Annotated in this window: 16 protein-coding genes, 2 pseudogenes and 3 riboswitches; of the genes and pseudogenes, 14 read left to right on the top strand and 4 right to left on the bottom strand. The window is 28.9% G+C overall.

The window, feature by feature from the left end; genetic code table 11:
* The first annotated feature begins 79 nt into the window (after nucleotides 1-79).
* The 9 genes and pseudogenes from DP68_RS19245 (at nucleotide 80) to DP68_RS10665 (ending at nucleotide 9,521) form a co-directional block, all read left to right on the top strand.
* Nucleotides 80-1,057 carry a DUF2087 domain-containing protein gene (locus DP68_RS19245; RefSeq protein WP_081957178.1) on the top strand — a complete coding sequence of 326 codons (978 nt, stop codon included), beginning with the start codon at nucleotides 80-82 and terminating at the stop codon, nucleotides 1,055-1,057.
* A gap of 61 nt (nucleotides 1,058-1,118) precedes the next feature.
* Nucleotides 1,119-1,871 carry a MerR family transcriptional regulator gene (locus tag DP68_RS10695; protein ID WP_035309278.1) on the top strand — a complete coding sequence of 251 codons (753 nt, stop codon included), beginning with the start codon at nucleotides 1,119-1,121 and terminating at the stop codon, nucleotides 1,869-1,871.
* A 172-nt stretch (nucleotides 1,872-2,043) separates the two neighbouring features.
* Nucleotides 2,044-3,039: a DUF4003 family protein gene (locus DP68_RS10690; RefSeq protein WP_035309275.1), complete on the top strand. Its 996-nt coding sequence runs from the start codon at nucleotides 2,044-2,046 to the stop codon at nucleotides 3,037-3,039.
* Between the two features lie 6 nt (nucleotides 3,040-3,045).
* A pseudogene (locus DP68_RS19240) lies at nucleotides 3,046-3,192 on the top strand (undecaprenyl-diphosphate phosphatase); the annotation flags it as partial.
* A gap of 118 nt (nucleotides 3,193-3,310) precedes the next feature.
* Complete coding sequence (locus tag DP68_RS18950) at nucleotides 3,311-4,090, top strand: ion channel (RefSeq protein WP_291548592.1); 780 nt, start codon at nucleotides 3,311-3,313, stop codon at nucleotides 4,088-4,090.
* 441 nt (nucleotides 4,091-4,531) lie between these two features.
* Complete coding sequence (locus DP68_RS10680; RefSeq protein ID WP_035309273.1) at nucleotides 4,532-5,173, top strand: hypothetical protein; 642 nt, start codon at nucleotides 4,532-4,534, stop codon at nucleotides 5,171-5,173.
* A gap of 41 nt (nucleotides 5,174-5,214) precedes the next feature.
* A complete protein-coding gene (locus DP68_RS10675) occupies nucleotides 5,215-6,498 on the top strand; it encodes a VanW family protein (protein WP_291548587.1) in 1,284 nt (427 codons plus the stop codon).
* Nucleotides 6,499-6,704: 206 nt separating this feature from the next.
* Nucleotides 6,705-6,796, top strand: a riboswitch (cyclic di-GMP riboswitch).
* Nucleotides 6,797-6,920: 124 nt separating this feature from the next.
* A complete protein-coding gene (locus tag DP68_RS10670) occupies nucleotides 6,921-7,922 on the top strand; it encodes a ketoacyl-ACP synthase III (RefSeq protein WP_035309271.1) in 1,002 nt (333 codons plus the stop codon).
* 66 nt (nucleotides 7,923-7,988) lie between these two features.
* Nucleotides 7,989-9,521, top strand: a complete 1,533-nt coding sequence (locus DP68_RS10665) for a methyl-accepting chemotaxis protein (protein WP_035309270.1) — start codon at nucleotides 7,989-7,991, stop codon at nucleotides 9,519-9,521.
* A 263-nt stretch (nucleotides 9,522-9,784) separates the two neighbouring features.
* Here DP68_RS10665 and DP68_RS10660 read toward each other — a convergent pair.
* The 3 genes and pseudogenes from DP68_RS10660 to DP68_RS10650 all read right to left on the bottom strand — a co-directional run.
* Nucleotides 9,785-9,964, bottom strand: a pseudogene (locus DP68_RS10660) (amidophosphoribosyltransferase); the annotation flags it as partial.
* Between the two features lie 135 nt (nucleotides 9,965-10,099).
* Nucleotides 10,100-11,413, bottom strand: a complete 1,314-nt coding sequence (gene thiC, locus DP68_RS10655; protein WP_035309266.1) for a phosphomethylpyrimidine synthase ThiC — start codon at nucleotides 11,411-11,413, stop codon at nucleotides 10,100-10,102.
* Between the two features lie 84 nt (nucleotides 11,414-11,497).
* Nucleotides 11,498-11,603, bottom strand: a riboswitch (TPP riboswitch).
* A gap of 138 nt (nucleotides 11,604-11,741) precedes the next feature.
* A riboswitch (TPP riboswitch) is annotated at nucleotides 11,742-11,843 on the bottom strand.
* Between the two features lie 130 nt (nucleotides 11,844-11,973).
* The gene (locus DP68_RS10650) at nucleotides 11,974-12,318 is read right to left on the bottom strand and encodes a helix-turn-helix domain-containing protein (RefSeq protein WP_035309263.1); all 345 of its coding nucleotides are present in this window, start codon (nucleotides 12,316-12,318) and stop codon (nucleotides 11,974-11,976) included.
* Between the two features lie 258 nt (nucleotides 12,319-12,576).
* On the opposite strand from DP68_RS10650, the gene DP68_RS10645 reads away from it, so the two are divergent.
* A complete protein-coding gene (locus tag DP68_RS10645; protein ID WP_035309260.1) occupies nucleotides 12,577-13,212 on the top strand; it encodes a flavodoxin family protein in 636 nt (211 codons plus the stop codon).
* Nucleotides 13,213-13,324: 112 nt separating this feature from the next.
* Complete coding sequence (locus DP68_RS19600) at nucleotides 13,325-13,477, top strand: hypothetical protein (RefSeq protein ID WP_291548580.1); 153 nt, start codon at nucleotides 13,325-13,327, stop codon at nucleotides 13,475-13,477.
* Nucleotides 13,478-13,561: 84 nt separating this feature from the next.
* On the opposite strand, the gene DP68_RS10640 is transcribed toward DP68_RS19600, so the two are convergent.
* On the bottom strand, nucleotides 13,562-14,947 hold the full coding sequence (locus tag DP68_RS10640) for a peptidoglycan binding domain-containing protein (protein ID WP_035309258.1): 1,386 nt from the start codon (nucleotides 14,945-14,947) through the stop codon (nucleotides 13,562-13,564).
* A gap of 436 nt (nucleotides 14,948-15,383) precedes the next feature.
* Here DP68_RS10640 and DP68_RS10635 point away from each other — a divergent pair, with 436 nt between their 5' ends.
* The 3 genes from DP68_RS10635 (at nucleotide 15,384) to DP68_RS10625 (ending at nucleotide 16,864) form a co-directional block, all read left to right on the top strand.
* Nucleotides 15,384-15,626 (top strand): VTT domain-containing protein, encoded by a 243-nt coding sequence (locus DP68_RS10635; RefSeq protein WP_035309256.1) that lies wholly within the window; start codon nucleotides 15,384-15,386, stop codon nucleotides 15,624-15,626.
* A 152-nt stretch (nucleotides 15,627-15,778) separates the two neighbouring features.
* Nucleotides 15,779-16,357, top strand: a complete 579-nt coding sequence (locus DP68_RS10630) for a phosphatase PAP2 family protein (RefSeq protein ID WP_035309253.1) — start codon at nucleotides 15,779-15,781, stop codon at nucleotides 16,355-16,357.
* A 96-nt stretch (nucleotides 16,358-16,453) separates the two neighbouring features.
* Nucleotides 16,454-16,864: a helix-turn-helix transcriptional regulator gene (locus DP68_RS10625; protein ID WP_081957193.1), complete on the top strand. Its 411-nt coding sequence runs from the start codon at nucleotides 16,454-16,456 to the stop codon at nucleotides 16,862-16,864.
* Nucleotides 16,865-16,874 lie beyond the last annotated feature (10 nt).

Below are 16,874 nucleotides of genomic sequence, written 5' to 3'. Positions count from 1 at the left end.
ATCGCTTTTTTAGTGTAATTGACAATAATAAATAATAATGTTAACATGTCTATGAAAACAATAGACAGGAGAGGAAAAAGTGAATGAATTAATTCGTAATGCAACTATAGATGATTTTAAAAGAGGATATGTTTGGAACAGCAAGAAAGCAGAATTTATTTGCGTAACATGTGGGGCGAACATAGGTAACGATGATAATGATGTAAATTCTCACATTGTAGAACATGGTAATCCCATTGAAAGACTACTTTTGTTAGATAAAAAGTACACTGGACTTACTGAAATCCAAAAAGAATTTTTGGAAATGGCATCAAATAGATATAGTGATAAAGAAATTGCTGCAAAGCTTTCTTGTGCAGAATCAACGGTAAGAAACATGAGATTTGCTTTAAGAGAAAGGGCAAGGCAAGCAAGAGCTTTTTTGGCAATCATGGAATTGGCTGATGAAAAAATGCCAGCAGCAACACAGCCTAAGCTTAGAAGCTTTCCTGTTAGAGAAGGGAAAAGAAAAGCTTTATTACCTAGGTTTGCTGATTTATTTGAGCCAAACAAAGATTATACGGAAATGGAAGTAAAAAAGATTATTAAACCTATTTATGAAGACGATGCAATTATACGCCGTTATTTAGTGGATTATGGTTATCTAAAGAGAACTAAAGATGGAAGTAAATATTATAAGAATTGTGAGGGAAATGTAATGGATAAGATGGGGAAAAAAGAACTTATTAATGAGTATAAGCAGCAAGAGATAGAAATGGGTATAATTGAAATACACAATAAAGCTACAGGATATTCTTATGTAGATATATGTAAGAACTTATATAAGCCCTTTGAAGGAATTAAATTTCAGTTAAATATGGGAAGATTTAAGGTGAAAAACTTACAAGAGGACTGGAAAATTTATGGAGAAGACAGTTTTACATTTAAAATTGTGGAAAAGCTTAAGGTGCAAGAAGGTGCTACAGAAAAGCAAAAGTTAGATGATTTAAAAGAACTTCTACTGATATGGTTTGAAGAACAAGAGGAGAATCTAAAGTTATATAATAAAATAAATTAAAGATAAACCCTTGACTCTTACCTTAGGTAAGAGCTTAACATTATATTCGAGGTGAGAAATCATGGAATACACGGTTAAAGAAATTGCAGAGTTAACAGGAGTAACAGTAAAAACACTCCATCACTATCACAAAATAGGATTATTAGAACCATGCAAGATGACAGAAGCCGGCTATCGTATTTATGGAGTGGAAGAGCTGCAAAGATTACAACAAATATTGTTTTATCGTGAACTTGATTTTTCTCTCAGAGATATAAAAAAAGCTCTTGAAGATGAACCGAGTAGAATTGAGTGTTTGATTGAGCAACAAAAACTGCTTATTGCGCGTAAGCAGAGAATGGATTGTGTATTAAATACCATTGAAGAATCGATTCGTCTTACTAAGAAAGGAGAAAATATGGATAAATCAGCAATGTTTCAAGGTCTCAACAAAGAAGAATGGGGTAAGGTGCTTACAGAACAAAATGAGTATCTTAAAGATAAATATGAGTATGACATGTTAAAATCTGAAGATATTCAAGTGGAACAACTAAATGAGCAAGCTTTAGAAGCACAGGAATTTATGAATTATGTTGCCAATGCGCTGAAAAGCGGATGGAGAGCAGATGATGAGAAACTACAAGATAAAATTAAACAGCATATAACATTTTTAAATAATCATGGTGCGACTATGGATGAAAAATCATTTGTGAATGTTTCAAAGTTCTTTTTACAGGATGATTTTCATAGAAATATGTTAGAAAGTCAGCAAATTGGTCTTTCATATTATCTTTATACAGCATCGGAAATGTATTCAACACAAAGTAATAGTTAATTCTTGGCTGTAAGTGAGCTTAGGCTCATTTACAGCTTTTTACTCTTTATAGATAGATTATACTAAAGAAAACTTAAGGTTATATTTAATTAATTGAAATTATATATGATAAATTTATTATATATAATATACTTATACATAAGTGATAGAAAGTTAACTGGGAGGATAAATTATGGATATATATTTAAAACAAAAGGTAGATTTAATGGCAGAGAACTATCATGAATTAAAAACCTCATTTAAATGGGAAAACAACTTGTTGAAACATTTTGGTGCTATGATTCATGCAACTAAAAATGAGAAAGTTAATATAGAAAAACTTCAAGAAATAAAGAAATATATTAAAGATGAAACAAGTTGGACTTCATACTTTAGAGGAACAAATGAATTTTTATTAGTAAATCTTTTATATTTTGAAGAGGATTATAAGAGCTTTTTTAAATCCATGACTGAGCTTTATGAAAAAATGAAAGAGGAAAAATTTAAAAGAAGTGTACAGCTTCCTTTAGCTGCTTATACAATAGTAAAAGAAACTTCAATGTATGAATGGGATTATAAAATTAGAAGGACAAGAGAATTCTTCGATAATATGAAGAAAAATCACTTCTTCTTAACATCAGCAGATGATTATGTTTTTGCTGCAGTTTTAGCTTTAACGAATTTACAAGTGGAAGAAACATCAAGAAAGATTGAAGAGTGCTACAAGTATTTAAATAATGAGGGTTTTTATAAAGGAAATAATCTTCAAACTTTATCCCATGTTTTAGCCATTGGAGAAGAAATTATAGAAGAAAAATGTAATAAGGCAGTAAATTTATACAATAAACTAAAAGAAGCGAAATGTAAGATTGAATACAATGGTTTAGCCACCTTAGGGCTTTTAGCGCTTGTAACTGATGATGTGGATAAGATAGTCGGCGAGATAAAAGAAGTTTTTGATTATATATCTGAAAAGGAAGGATACAGTTTTTGGAGCATTAATAAATCAATGAAAATCATGCTAGCAACTACATTGGTTTCCGATTTTTATGTAGATGAAATTAAAAAGGGAGTTCTACAAATAGCCTTAGGAAATACTATTAGTGCTATTATTATTGCTCAGCAACAAGCAACAGTAGCTGCAATTATAGCCACAAATGCTGCTGCAACTAGCTCTTCAAATTCATAGTATTATTTTAGAAATAATAGGGCGAAGATAGAGAAATTAAATATCACTCCAAAGCAAGCATTGAGAATAGGATTATTTCAATGTTTGGCTATAATTTCTGGAATGTCACGTTCAGCTTCAACAATTGTAGGGGGATGGGTATCAGGATTTTCAGGAATATTTCACTAGGAAAGTTTTTAGTAATAGGAAAGGCTTTAAAACTATATATTATATAAAATAGTAGTTTTAAGGAGGTAACATCATAAATATCATTGCTTATAATTTGATAATTGTGGCTATTTCTTTATTATGTTTTTGTTTAGCGTATTTAATTGATGTAAATATTATAAGTGGTGTAGTTGTAAATTTATTTTGCTCTGTATTAATACTTTTACTTAGAAGTTATGCCTTATTTTATGTAAGTCTTGCAGCTACATTGATAATATCGTATAGATATTATAATAAAAGGAAGAAGATAGGCTCTAATGAATTGGTGAGTATTTTTGCACTTAATTTAATAAATATAGCTATTTCCTCTTATATACTATTTAGGATTGTATATTATTATCCTATAAAATTTTTTATGCAGAAGTATATAATATTTACTAATATTGTTTTAATAGAAGACGCTCCTATTGCATATATGATAATGATATACATGGTTATAGTAATACTAATATTATCAATTAATAATCATATGTCAATACAGTATAAAAATAATGTGCAACTTACAATAATGAAGACATCAGTAACGTTTATTTCAATTGTACTACTTATAATTGTGGCAAATGCCGTTGTATACTTTATTATACACAACTTTCCTTCCAGTCAGCTTAATGGTATATTTGATGGGAATTTTCTTAAAGACCCCATTAAATACTATTATAGGGTAGCTAAACCCTTCTCGGATTGTCTATGGTTTAGTGCAACTACTTTTTTTACTGTAGGATATGGGGATATGCATCCTGTTGGTAATATAATGTATTTCACTTCCATAATGGAAATGATAAGCGCCTACATACTAGGAATAATCATTATACCAATTTTATTGTTTAAGGTATCAAGTAAGTAAAATTATAAGTCGTGAGTTCTCTAAAATAAGTAGAAGTTAACTAAAAAGCTTAAACTGCCAACTGAATGGTGTTTAAGCTTTTTTAGCATGTAATCAAAATAATGTTTTATTATATGATATATAATTAAATTAATAAAATAATTAAAAACTATTAAAAATCACTAGACTGACTTCGATATATATAATATGGATGTGATTATAGGTGATAATAAAATTTTTTTTAATTGGAATTGTATTTTCTTTAATTTCATTGCTTTTTTGTAGAAGTATATTCAAATTTTTTCAAAACAAATTGTTTAAAACACAATATGGATTTACAGATAAGTTTCAGTATATCTTCTTTTGTTCAATCATGTTTGCATTAGGCATAATAATAGGGAAAATGGTTATCTGGCGAATTATATAGTTATAATAAAGTTTTAATATTGAGGAGTGTATACCATGTCAAAAATAATGTCTGTTTTAGAAAAGTATAATTTAGTAGAAAAAGTTAGTAAAGAAAAGTCAGAATATACTGATTCAGAGTTAAAAAATAATATTAAACTTGATGGAGTGGTAAACAATGGGGATGACGTTGTAAATGTTGAAGCTAATGATTACAAAGAAGAAGTTAAAATTGTCGAGCCAGTTATTGAGGATAAGTCTTCCATAGTTGATAATAATAGATATAAAAAGAAAATGACGATAGATGAGATATATTCCTTAAATGGACTCGAAAATAGCAGTATTAATACAGTTTTCATGCTGCAAAGTTTAATCAATGCTTTACCACAAAATCTGCCCAAAGATATAGTGAAGCAGTCGGTTATAAATATTATTGATGCTTCCAAGATGGATTTAAACAAACTTCTTTCTGATGGAGATCAAAGATTGAATTTATTGGATGAGGTAATAGACGGCTATTGCAAGCAAACTAACAATAATATTACTAAATATAAAGAAGAGATAGCCAAGCTATCAAGTTTAATTAATGATTATCAAGAACAAATAAAAATTAATGAAAATATGTTAGAAGAGCAAATATATGAAATTAAATACGAATCCCAAAAAATAGGCGAAATTATAAACTTTTTTTCAAAATAGATTTGTAATATATTTTTAATTTTAGGATGAAATATGAGGGAATGATGAAGGGAAAATATCGTGTTACTTTAGGTTTTAAGATTTTAGTATTCCAGTTTATCTCAAGTTTTTTAGGTTTAATAATTGGTTTTGTATGGGGATTAAATATGGAAAATGAGAGATGGAGTCAGTTGATTTATAGTGATATAAAAATAGCTGATATTGATCTGGGGGGTAAAACTAAGGAAGAAGCAAGAAATATAATTAATACTCAATACATAGATAATATATATAACAAGAAACTATATGTAACAATTGATGGTAAAACTTACTCTATAAACAAGCTTCAATTAATTAAAAGTTACAGTATTGATAGTGCCATTGATAAAGCATTTAGCTTTGGAAAGGATTTAAATATAATTAAACAGCATGAACTTATAAATCTTGGTAGTAATAAGGCATATAATTTAGATTTTACTTGTGATGACGGAGTAATTAGGGCATTCATAAGTAAAATTGAAAAAGAAATCAATAAAAATCCTATAAATGCAATAATAAAAATGAATACTGAAAGTAAAATACAAATACAAGATGATATAAAAGGTGCCATAGTTGAAAAAGAAAAACTTTATGAGTATATTAAGAGTATGATAGAATCAGGAACAAGCGGTGATATTTATATAAAGGCGCCTGTTAAAGAGGTAGAAGCTGAAATTAAAAAGTCTGAACTTTCTGGTATTAATACGTGCATATCGTCGTTTAGTACAAGTTTTAAATCGTCATCTTTTATGAGAGTTAATAATATTAAGGTTTGTATTAATGCTATAAATGGTACAATTTTAATGCCAGGTGAGACTTTTAGTTTTAATGATGTAGTAGGAGAGAGAACGAAAGAGCGAGGATATATGGAAGCCCCAGTTATAATTGATAATAAAATTGAATCAGGGATAGGTGGAGGTATTTGTCAGGTGTCATCTACCCTATATAATGCAATCTTAAAAGCAGGAATACAAAATATAGAGAGAATAAATCATTCATTACCATCTTCTTATGTAGAGCTTGGACTTGATGCTACAGTTGATTGGCAAAACATAGATTTTAAGTTTGTAAATACGCTTAACTATCCAATATATATAGAGGGACATACTGAGAATGGAAATTTATATATTAATATTTTTTCAAATTCTGATTTAAGTAAGAAAGTATATGTAATTGAAAACGATGTGAATAGGAATGATAGTGTCTATAAAGTGAAAGTCATAAGAAAAACATATGAAAATGGAATGCTCATTAATTCTGAATTTATTTCTAACGATACGTATGCACTAATATCTTCCAATCTCTAATATAAATAAACTTGAAAAACTACCATTCAACAGATACTGATGAGTTTTTTATTATATTTTAATAAGTTTTGTTAGGCATTAGATATGTATAGAAGTTGTATAATAATAGTACAATCAATAAAATATACTAAAGAAGTAGTAAATAATGCCGATTATATACTTGTGCATTAAATTCATGTAAAATATGTTAGTGAAATCCAAATAAATATTGAAAATAGCAAACCTATTGAAAAGTAGGGACGCAAAGCTATGGGTCTAATGGATGAATTATCAATCCGATGATTGCCAGGTTGCCAAAGTATTTTAATAGAACAGTGTTTTATGAATAAAGTTTATAATAAAGTGCTAAAGGTGCCCTTGTAGCAAAGGCTTCTTTAGCATTTTTTGTTTTTAAATATCATAAAATCAGGGAGGCCATAATTATGTTTAAAAATGTTTATATAAGAGGAATAGGGAGTTATCACCCCAAGAGGCTAGTCAAGAATGAATACTACATTAACCATTTTAAACGATATGGGTCAGAAAAGCATGTAGCCGGACTCATGAAAAAGCTTGGAAGAAGTTCAAGAACTTTAGCTAGTAAAAATGAAACAAGTATAAGCATGGGAGTAGAGGCTGCTAAAAATGCTCTTTCAAATGCTGGTTTAACGTCATCGGATATTGATGCCATAATAGCAGTTTCTGATACGCCAGAATATTTAACTCCATGTTGTGCATTAATATTAAAAAATAAGTTACAAGCAGAAAATGTTACTAATGTATTTGACGTAAATAATGACTGTGTAGGTATGCTTACTGGTATAGATATCGCGTCAAAGTATTTAAAAACTGATAAAAAATATAAAAGAATTTTAGTTGTTGGCTCAATGCTTATAAGTCCTTTTGCTCGTGAAGATGATATGGTTGTTTATTCATGTCTTGCAGATGGTGCAGCGGCTGTTGTATTAGAGGTAAAGGAAGAAAATCAAGAAAGAGGGTTATTAGGCTCCAGAGTATTTACAGATGATACATATAATGAAACCATTAGATTTCCTGCATGTGGTTTATCTAATGTACCAAGTGCTATTAAAGCACATGATAAAAAAATGGCATGGAACCCATTTGATTTTGGATTTCTTTCAGACAAATGGACAGAATTAATTACTGAGTTATTAAAAGAAAATAAATACAAACCAAAGGACGTTTCACATTATTTCATGTCCCAGTTTTCTAAATCTGATATAGAATTAACATTAAACAAGTTAGAAGCTTCTTTAAATAAGGCAACATTTGTCGGCGATAAATATGGGTATACTGGGTGTACAAGCCCTATCATGGCTTTAGATGACAGAGTAAGAAAAGAGAAGTTTAATAAAGACGATATACTAGTATTTTGTTCGGTAGCTGGTGGATATATAATGACTGCATTATTATATAAATGCTAGCAAAATTATTATTAAATATTAAGAAACTTATTGTACAAAAATATGTAATTAAACGGAGGATAATTTATGGCTAATAATGATGGGATTGTGAGCAATTATCAAAAGAAAACTTTAAGATTTGTTTTAATTCTCTATTCTATAAGTGCCTTGTTAGCAGGTATAACATTTGCAGGTATGAAGCTCTTAGGCTTATATAAAGAAGTGAAATGGGGCTATATTGTAATATTTACAGTACTAGTGCTATTAGAAGTGGTAATGTTTAGAGTCGTTTATAAATCAATATTAAAAGCTAATGATAATTGGATGAATCAGTTAAATATGTTTAAGCCAATTATATTAGTAATATCATATGTTAATTATCTTTATATTACTTTAATGATACCGTCAAAGGAATTATGGGTAAGTGTTTTTTACTTTATAATAATAGGAGCATTATTTTTAGATAATAAAATGAACATATTGTCTATAATCATAGGTTTAATATGTCAATTTATAATATTTAAATTTAATCCTTCAATTTTGCCAGATGATCAGGTAATTATAAGAGAGCTAATAGTAAGAAGTATAGTTATAACACTTATTTCTGCTGGAATTTATATTTTTACACTTTTTGCTTCCATGTTACTTAAAGATGTAGAAGCTAATGAGGATATGCTTAAAGAAAAAAATGATAGGATTTCGGGTTTATTTATTAAGATAGCTGAATTTTCAAATAGGTTATTAAAATCAAGTGATTTGTTATCAACTATGCTTGAAGAAGAAACTAATTCGATTCAAGAAATTGCTAACACTAGTCATGAAATAAGTGTAGATTCAAAAGAAATGTTAGATAAGTCATATAAAAGCAAGGATAGTCTAGAAATATTATTAGATATAAATAAAATGGTATCTTTGAAAGCTAAGGAGACTAAAGAGGTTTCTATAGACTTGGTTAGAGTTTCTAATGATAATGAGGAATCTTTAAGAAGTGTACTCTTTATTATGGAAGGCATAATAAAGAGTATAGAAGCAACTTATAATGCTATAAGAGTTTTAGAAGAAAGATCAGGACAAATGGATGAGATATTATCTGTTATAGGTAGCATTTCAGAGCAAACAAACCTACTAGCATTAAATGCTAGTATTGAGGCTGCAAGGGCAGGGGAAGCAGGTAGGGGATTTGCTGTTGTTGCAGATGAAGTTAGAAGACTTGCAGATAATAGTCAAAAGTCATTAAGTGATATAAGTACTATTGTCAATGAATTTAAAGAAAAGACTAATCAAGTACAAGGACTAATGGAAGATAATAATGACAAAATAGGTGTAGGAAATAAATTTCTTAATGAAACGGTTTCTAATGTAATTAGTATGATTGAAGATTTAAAGTTGTCTGGAGAAAATATAGATGAAATTAATAAATTAACAACTAACTTACTTAATGAAACAGAAAATGTAGTGGTTCTCAACTCTGATATAGTTGGAAAAACACAAAATACTATAAATATGTTTAGTACAGTAAGTGATTCAGTAAGTGAAAGTGCAGCTACAAGTGAAGAAATAGCTACTAGTGCTGAAGAATTAAAAAATATAGCTATTGCAATGAATGAATTAATTAAATAACTAGTGATTTTCAAAAGGGTTGAAAAACTATTATTACATAAGATAGCTTTTCAACCTTTTAAGATGCATCAAATATAATAAAAATTACTTAATTGCGATATATCAAAATAATCCCCAAAAGTCTATGAAGTCTCATAAATCAACACCCACAATATATATTACATAAAGCACTTTAAACATGCACTTTTTTTATGATCTAAAGTGCTTAAAAAACCATCTATGCCTATATATCCTAAACTATTTACTTCGATAAAGCTTCGTCATATAAAATTCTTTTTAATAAAGCCTAAAGTATAAGGTATGGATGAGACTTTAGAATATCCTAAAGCAGCAGGGGTGCCAGAGTCAGGCACTCCTATTACAATATCAGCTTCTACAGGACATTCTTTAAATAAGATCTCACCAGCTTTGAATCTTGAGTTATAAACACTAGTGCCATCAATCATATCTAAAACGCAGCTTTCTGAGCATTTATAACAGTACTTTCACCAAAGGCAGAGTATCGTACATGGCCTATGGCAGAAAAACCATTTATACTTTGTATTTATCAACATCATTTATTTGCATTTCATCACTTCCTAGTTATCTTCTCTTAAAATATTGATATCTTTTCCCTGCATTATTTTATTCATATTTCTCATGGAACACATTTTTCCGCACATAGTACAACTGTCCTCATGCTCAGGAGAAGATTCTTTTCTATATCTTCTAGCTTTTTCTGGGTCAATAGAAAGCTCAAACATTTTGTCCCAATTAAGTTCTTGTCTTGCTTTACTCATTTCGTTATCCCAGTTTCTAGCACCAGGAATATTTTTGGCTATATCGCCAGCATGAGCAGCTATCTTTGAAGCAATGATACCTTCTTTAACATCCTCTAGATTAGGTAATCTTAGATGCTCTGCCGGAGTTACATAGCATAGAAAATCAGCTCCACAGCTAGCAGCTAATGCTCCTCCAATAGCACTTGTGATGTGGTCATAGCCAGGGGCTATATCTGTAACTATAGGGCCTAATACGTAAAATGGAGCACCATGGCAAAGCTTCTTTTCAAGCAGCATATTTGCTTTAATTTCATTTAATGACATGTGCCCAGGACCTTCTATGATAACTTGAACGTTCCTTTCCCAAGCTCTTAAAGTTAATTCGCCTAATACCATTAATTCTTTTATTTGGCAGGCATCGGTAGCATCATTGATAGAACCAGGTCTGCAGGCATCTCCAAGACTTAAAGTTAAATCGTATTTTTCACATATATCTAATAATTCATCGTAATATTCATAAAAAGGATTTTCCTTGTTATTAAGTTCCATCCAGGCATAAAGAAGAGAACCACCTCTTGAAACAATGTTTGTAAGTCTTTTATTTCTTTTAAACACATTTGCAGTCTCTCTATTTATACCAGCATGAATAGTTACAAAATCTACACCATCTCTTGCGTGCTTTTCTACAACATCTAAAAATTCCTTTGCAGTAATATCCTTTAATTCTTTATCATAAAATCCCACAGCATCATATATTGGGACAGTTCCTATCATAGCAGATGATGAAGTAACAAGTCTTTGTCTAAATTCTTCAGTTTTTCCAAAGGAGCTTAAGTCCATTATAGCCTCAGCCTTCATGTCTAAAGCTAGCTGTACTTTTTTCATTTCTTCATCAATATCACAGCAATCTTTTGATATACCTAAATTTACATTTATTTTTGTTCTTAAGCCTTCTCCTATACCTTCTGGATCTATGGATTTATGATTCTTATTAGCTGGTATAGCAACTTTCCCTTCTGCAATAAGCTTTTTTAAAACTTCTATATGCATATTTTCCTTTTTCGCTACTATTTCCATCTCTTTTGTAATAATACCTTTTTTAGCTGCATCCATTTGAGTTGTATACATAATTTGAACTCTCCTTTATTATTTAATTATTTTTGACAAAAATAAAATGCAAGCCTATATAGGGCTTGCAACAAGAATACGAATGTATAGTTGAAAAATGCTCCCTACGTTGGAATTATCCAAATCAGGTTATGAGGGTCAGAGATAACATCTCTTTCTCAGCTTATCAATATAAGCTCCCCTTGCGCTAGACGTCTTCAAAAAATAACTAGCAGGGTTTGTTTGTATTTTTGAAAAGGTCCAATTATTAAATTTTAAAAATAAATTAAAAAGAAGCTTTACCATACGGCAAAGCTTCTTACAAAATCATATTATAAAAATCAATTATAATAATAATCGTACATAACTTCCCTACGGTAGTACTAACTACGTCAGGTTCATAGAGTTAGATTAGTAAAATCTTCTCAGCCAAAGGGCACCCCTAGTTAATTATAATTATATTTATTTTTTATGTAAGTAATATATTACTTTAAACTCATTATAATGCTGAAGTGATACTATGTAAAGAATTTTTTAGAATAATTATTCAGTGCTTCTTTAATAGTATATCTCAATTTAATAAATTATTGATCACAATCACTGTCTAAGTGAGGATAATATTTAATAGACCAATCTTCAATTTCTTTAATAATCTTGGTAAGTTCTTTTCCCTTATTAGTAAGATAATATTCAACTTTAGGAGGAATTTCAGCATAAATTATTTTGCTTATTAATTCATCATTTTCTAATTCCTTAAGTTTTTCATTTAATACCTTTTGACTTATTCCTTTAGTTATTCGCTGAAGTTCTAAAAATCTTTTAGGTTCATTATATAAATGACATAATAAAACGGCTTTCCATTTTCCTCTTATAAGATCCATCGCAAAATCTAGTAAACATATATATTCTTTTTCATTATAATGTATCATTAAGGTACCTGCCTTTAGTTATTTTGTGAATAGGAGAAATATAAAATTAAAAAACATATTATAGTTATATTATATACTAGAAAAATTATCAATAAAAATTTATAACATAGCGTAAATATACATATTACAATAAATCTTACCTGAAGGTAAGTCATCTAACAAAAAAGTGCGTACTTGTTAATTAAATTACCGAGCCATATAATAATCCCATAAGCACAAAAGATTATAAATATAAAGGTTTATATGGAGGTATGTACTATGAAAGTAATTGCTTTTAACGGAAGTCCTAAAAAAGATGGGAATACCTATGAGGCTATAAAAGCTGTGGCTAATGAGTTAGAAAAAGAAAATATAGAAGTAGAAGTTATCCATGTAGGAAACAAAGTAATACGTGGATGCCTAGCTTGTGGTGGATGTAGTAGAAATATGAATGAAAGATGTGTTATAGAAAATGATGAAGTTAATGAATGGATTCAAAAAATGAAAGAAGCTGATGGAATTATTTTAGGATCGCCTGTACATTATTCAGCTATAGCAGGAACCATGAAATCATTTTTAGATCGAGCATTTCTTGTAACATCAGTAAATAGCGGAATACTTAGACATAAGGTAGGAGCTAGTGTTGTTGCAGTTAGAAGATCAGGAGGGGTTCCAACTTTTGACCAATTAAATAACTACATTAACTATTCAGAAATGGTGATGCCTACATCAAATTACTGGAATGTAGTACATGGTACAGAACCAGGTGAAGCAACTCAAGATGAAGAAGGAATGCAAATTATGAGAGTTTTAGGTAAAAATATGTCTTGGCTTATGAAATTAATTCACTCTGGTAAAAATAATATAGAAGAAAATCAAAAAGAAGATAAAGTATTTATGAATTTTATAAGGTAAGGCTTGTACATGATTATTAAAAAAATAAATATATTAAATTCATATCTTCATCATCACTTCATAATTCAGATTTAGAATATTTATATAGAATTTATGAGGAGAGGATAAAGATATGAGATTATTAAAGATTTTATTTAGTAAGAAATTTAGACAAGAATATTCCCAAAAGCTTGTAAGTGAATATAATAAAACAAATGATATTGTTGAAGAGATATATACAGCAGCAATAAATGAATGTAAAGAGTTAAAAAATAAGGCTGCTTAATTTTAAAGTTCTAATTAATAATAGCAAAGAAGGGCTATCTTGAAATAATTTTTAATTATTTTGAGACAGCCCATTTGAGTTAAATTAATAATAGCAAATAATTGGAGTTCCTGCTTCGATATTGTTGAATATTGCTTTCGCCACATAGTAGGGAGCATTTACACATCCATGAGAACCATTTGTTAAATATATATTTCCACCAAATGTGCTTCTCCAATTTGCATCGTGAATACCAATGCCTCCGTTAAAAGGCATCCAATAACTTACAGGTGCGGCATAATCGGCTCCTCGGAGGACAGTATCCTTTTGTTTATATTTCAATTTATAAGTACCTGAAGGTGTTGAATGGTTGCTACTTACATTTCCTGTAACAATACTTCCATCTACAATAAGAGAGCCGCTTTTGTAAAACCATAGATATTGCTTCGATAGATTGATTTCAACATAAGTATTTCCAATATCATTAATGCCATGAGATAGTGCAGTTTGATTGTACACTGGTTTTTTAGTTATAGATTTTGCATTCTTTACAGCTGCAATTATGTCCTGCACTTCTTTAGATTTGTTAATTGACCACCCGTAATCACCACCACTAACTGATATTGGCTTTCCTGAAGATGTAATAAAGTTTCTTGTGCTGCCTAATGTATCATAAGTTTTTGCCAAAGTATCTATATAATTTTTAACTTTTACTTCATCAAATGTTACTTTCAAATTTTCATCCACATTAATCCAGGCATTTATTATATTACCATCTAAAGTTTCCATACGCTGACCAAAAGTATAGGTGATTTTTGTAGACGTGTATTTATCAAGCATATCTTTAATAGTAAGTATTTCTTTAGAATTTGAAGTATACTGAGGTTTTTCATAACAATTTATTGATTCTAAATTTATTCTTGTTTCTCCTTTGAGAATTGCATCTACAACGTGATTATATAAGATATTTTTATTGACTTTATTTCCACTGATTTCTTTAACAATTTTGTATCCATTATCTGAATACTTAAAATTAGGATTTTTAGGTTCGATTATGTTATTAGCATTAAAGCAAGAAAGATTATCTATAGATTTTTTTAATAAATCTGCATCGTATGAAGCTACTTCAGATAAGTCAAAGTTTGTTTTGTTAAAAACTCCATAAATCCATTTAAAAGGATTTTGACTATCTTTTAAACTTTGAAGTTTAGCATCGGGATTATATTTTAAAGCAACATCAGCTGATTTAATTTCTTCTCTTAAACCACCGCGTCCTTCTAATATAAGCGTATATCCTGCAATTTTATCTGCTAACTCTTTATTTGCCTCTTGCATAGTATTCGCAGAAACATTAGTGCAGTTAACTGAGGAGCCAAAATAAAAGCGATTCATAAAATATACGGACATAGCTAAGTACATACTAAGTAAAGTTGTAAAGAAAATAACGATAAGTATCATGATTTTTTTGAGTTTATTTTTGGGTTCCCCCATAATAATTAATCCCTCCACATGATTATACAAGCTAAAAAGAATTCCTTTGATAACATGAAGAACGTGTCTTTTTAGCCACTCATTTTATAATATGTATCAGTAGGGATATTGCTCCTAAATATTTAACTATTAGAAATAAGAATATTTATACATTAAATTTCTTAATAAATCTTAAGATTTTTCTTAATAAACATTAATGCTTTTCTAATGAGGTTTTAATATTTCAGGCTTAAAATATAGATATAAATTAGCAGGGAGATGGAATGAAGATGAATAAAATAATAACTTTAAGATTAATTATATTTATATTTTTAAGTTTAATCTTTATAACATTTAAGGCTTATTTGGAATTGGGAGTGGCATTAATATCAATTTTATCATTTTGTTATTTTTCTAGACAAAGAAGCAAATGATTATATAAAAGAGAGATGTAGTTATGGTGAATAACATTGAATTTAAAAACTTTGTTGTTAAGAATGAAATTGTTATTTTAATAGGATTATTTATTTTGCCTATACTTCCAGATGAAGTTATTTGTGTTGGAGCTGGAATTAGTGGAGTTAGTTTTAAGAAATTTATAATCATAGCTGTACTTTCTAAAATAATTACAATACTTGCCTATTCTCAATCGGTGCAGTTAACCAGTTTAATATTAATTTTAAATTTAAGGGAGAAATAATAACTATCATAGTAAAATTAAGATTTTCTTAAGTTATTTTTCATTTTATAACTAAAACATCATTAAAAACTATGATAGAATTAATATATATAATATAATAGTTAATATGTTTTTAAATTTAAATAAAAATATAGAAAGGAAGTGATTACTGTATGATAACTTATTTGCAAATTATTGATAGAAAAATGTTGAATTTATTAAGCAAAAGAATAAGATGTAAAGTACTTGATAAAATAATGCCGTTGATTACTGCACTAGGTAATGGTGCCATAGTGTGGGCAATTATTTCAATATATTTAATACAAAATGAGAATTATAGAATTGAAGGTTATATGGTAATTGCTTCTATAGTTTTAGTTACTATTATTGGAGAGGGAATAATAAAGCATATTATAAAAAGGACAAGACCCTTTGAACATATGAAGATAAATAAATTATTAATATCCAAGCCTATAACTTATTCCTTTCCATCAGGACACACCGCATCTTCATTTGCAGCATCAGGCATACTCATCATGATGGACAATAAATTAAGCATTGTGGCAGTTGTTTTAGCTTCATTAATAGCATTTTCTAGAATTTATCTAAACGTGCATTATCCATTAGATGTTATTACAGGAATTGCTTTAGGTCTTATATGTTCTAAGGTGGTAGTAACTATTTTTCATAGTGAAAGTATAAATTATTTGTATCTTACTGTCATTCCTCGTGTTTTATATATGAGAAAATAGTTTTATTGAAAAATGAATAGAGCAAAAAATGTTAAGATTTTTCTTTGTAAAGCTTCTATAATTAAAGCATGTAGCTTTGATAGAGTGAGGTGTGATATGGATTATAGGGAAGTAATTCAAGAATCTATAGATTATATTGAAAATAATTTAAAGGAAAAGATATTGCTTGAAGATTTAGCTAAAATAGCGTTTCTTTCTAAATTTCATTATCATAGAATTTTTCATGGGATTATTGGAGAAACGGTAATGGATTATATTAGAAAGAGACGTTTAACTGAAGCAGCTAGAGAATTAGTAGAAAGTGATGAAAAAATTATAAATATAGCACTTAAATATCAATTTAGTTCTCAAGAATCTTTTACAAGAGCATTTAAGAAGAGGTTTGATATATCTCCAGGGGAATTTAGAAGGAGACAAGTTGATATTTTATTGTATAGAAAGATTGAGACATCCTATAGTAAGATATCCTCACCTTCAACAATAAGCTCTATATGCAAGGCTGCATAGGTGGAAAAAC

The sequence above is a fragment of the Clostridium sp. HMP27 genome (assembly GCF_000765165.1).
In the GTDB taxonomy this organism is placed as follows: Bacteria; Bacillota; Clostridia; order Clostridiales; family Clostridiaceae; genus Clostridium_AK.
This window is presented reverse-complemented; position numbering and strand designations above follow the sequence as displayed.

What these genes read in the sequence shown, in the direction of transcription:
- DP68_RS10695 (WP_035309278.1), top strand. Translation starts at nt 1,119, where the DNA reads ATGGAATACACGGTTAAAGAAATTGCAGAGTTAACAGGAGTAACAGTA.
- DP68_RS10690 (WP_035309275.1), top strand. Translation starts at nt 2,044, where the DNA reads ATGGATATATATTTAAAACAAAAGGTAGATTTAATGGCAGAGAACTAT.
- DP68_RS10680 (WP_035309273.1), top strand. Translation starts at nt 4,532, where the DNA reads ATGTCAAAAATAATGTCTGTTTTAGAAAAGTATAATTTAGTAGAAAAA.
- DP68_RS10675 (WP_291548587.1), top strand. Translation starts at nt 5,215, where the DNA reads ATGATGAAGGGAAAATATCGTGTTACTTTAGGTTTTAAGATTTTAGTA.
- DP68_RS10670 (WP_035309271.1), top strand. Translation starts at nt 6,921, where the DNA reads ATGTTTAAAAATGTTTATATAAGAGGAATAGGGAGTTATCACCCCAAG.
- DP68_RS10665 (WP_035309270.1), top strand. Translation starts at nt 7,989, where the DNA reads ATGGCTAATAATGATGGGATTGTGAGCAATTATCAAAAGAAAACTTTA.
- DP68_RS10650 (WP_035309263.1), bottom strand. Translation starts at nt 12,318, where the DNA reads ATGATACATTATAATGAAAAAGAATATATATGTTTACTAGATTTTGCG.
- DP68_RS10645 (WP_035309260.1), top strand. Translation starts at nt 12,577, where the DNA reads ATGAAAGTAATTGCTTTTAACGGAAGTCCTAAAAAAGATGGGAATACC.
- DP68_RS19600 (WP_291548580.1), top strand. Translation starts at nt 13,325, where the DNA reads ATGAGATTATTAAAGATTTTATTTAGTAAGAAATTTAGACAAGAATAT.
- DP68_RS10640 (WP_035309258.1), bottom strand. Translation starts at nt 14,947, where the DNA reads ATGGGGGAACCCAAAAATAAACTCAAAAAAATCATGATACTTATCGTT.
- DP68_RS10635 (WP_035309256.1), top strand. Translation starts at nt 15,384, where the DNA reads ATGGTGAATAACATTGAATTTAAAAACTTTGTTGTTAAGAATGAAATT.
- DP68_RS10630 (WP_035309253.1), top strand. Translation starts at nt 15,779, where the DNA reads ATGATAACTTATTTGCAAATTATTGATAGAAAAATGTTGAATTTATTA.
- DP68_RS10625 (WP_081957193.1), top strand. Translation starts at nt 16,454, where the DNA reads ATGGATTATAGGGAAGTAATTCAAGAATCTATAGATTATATTGAAAAT.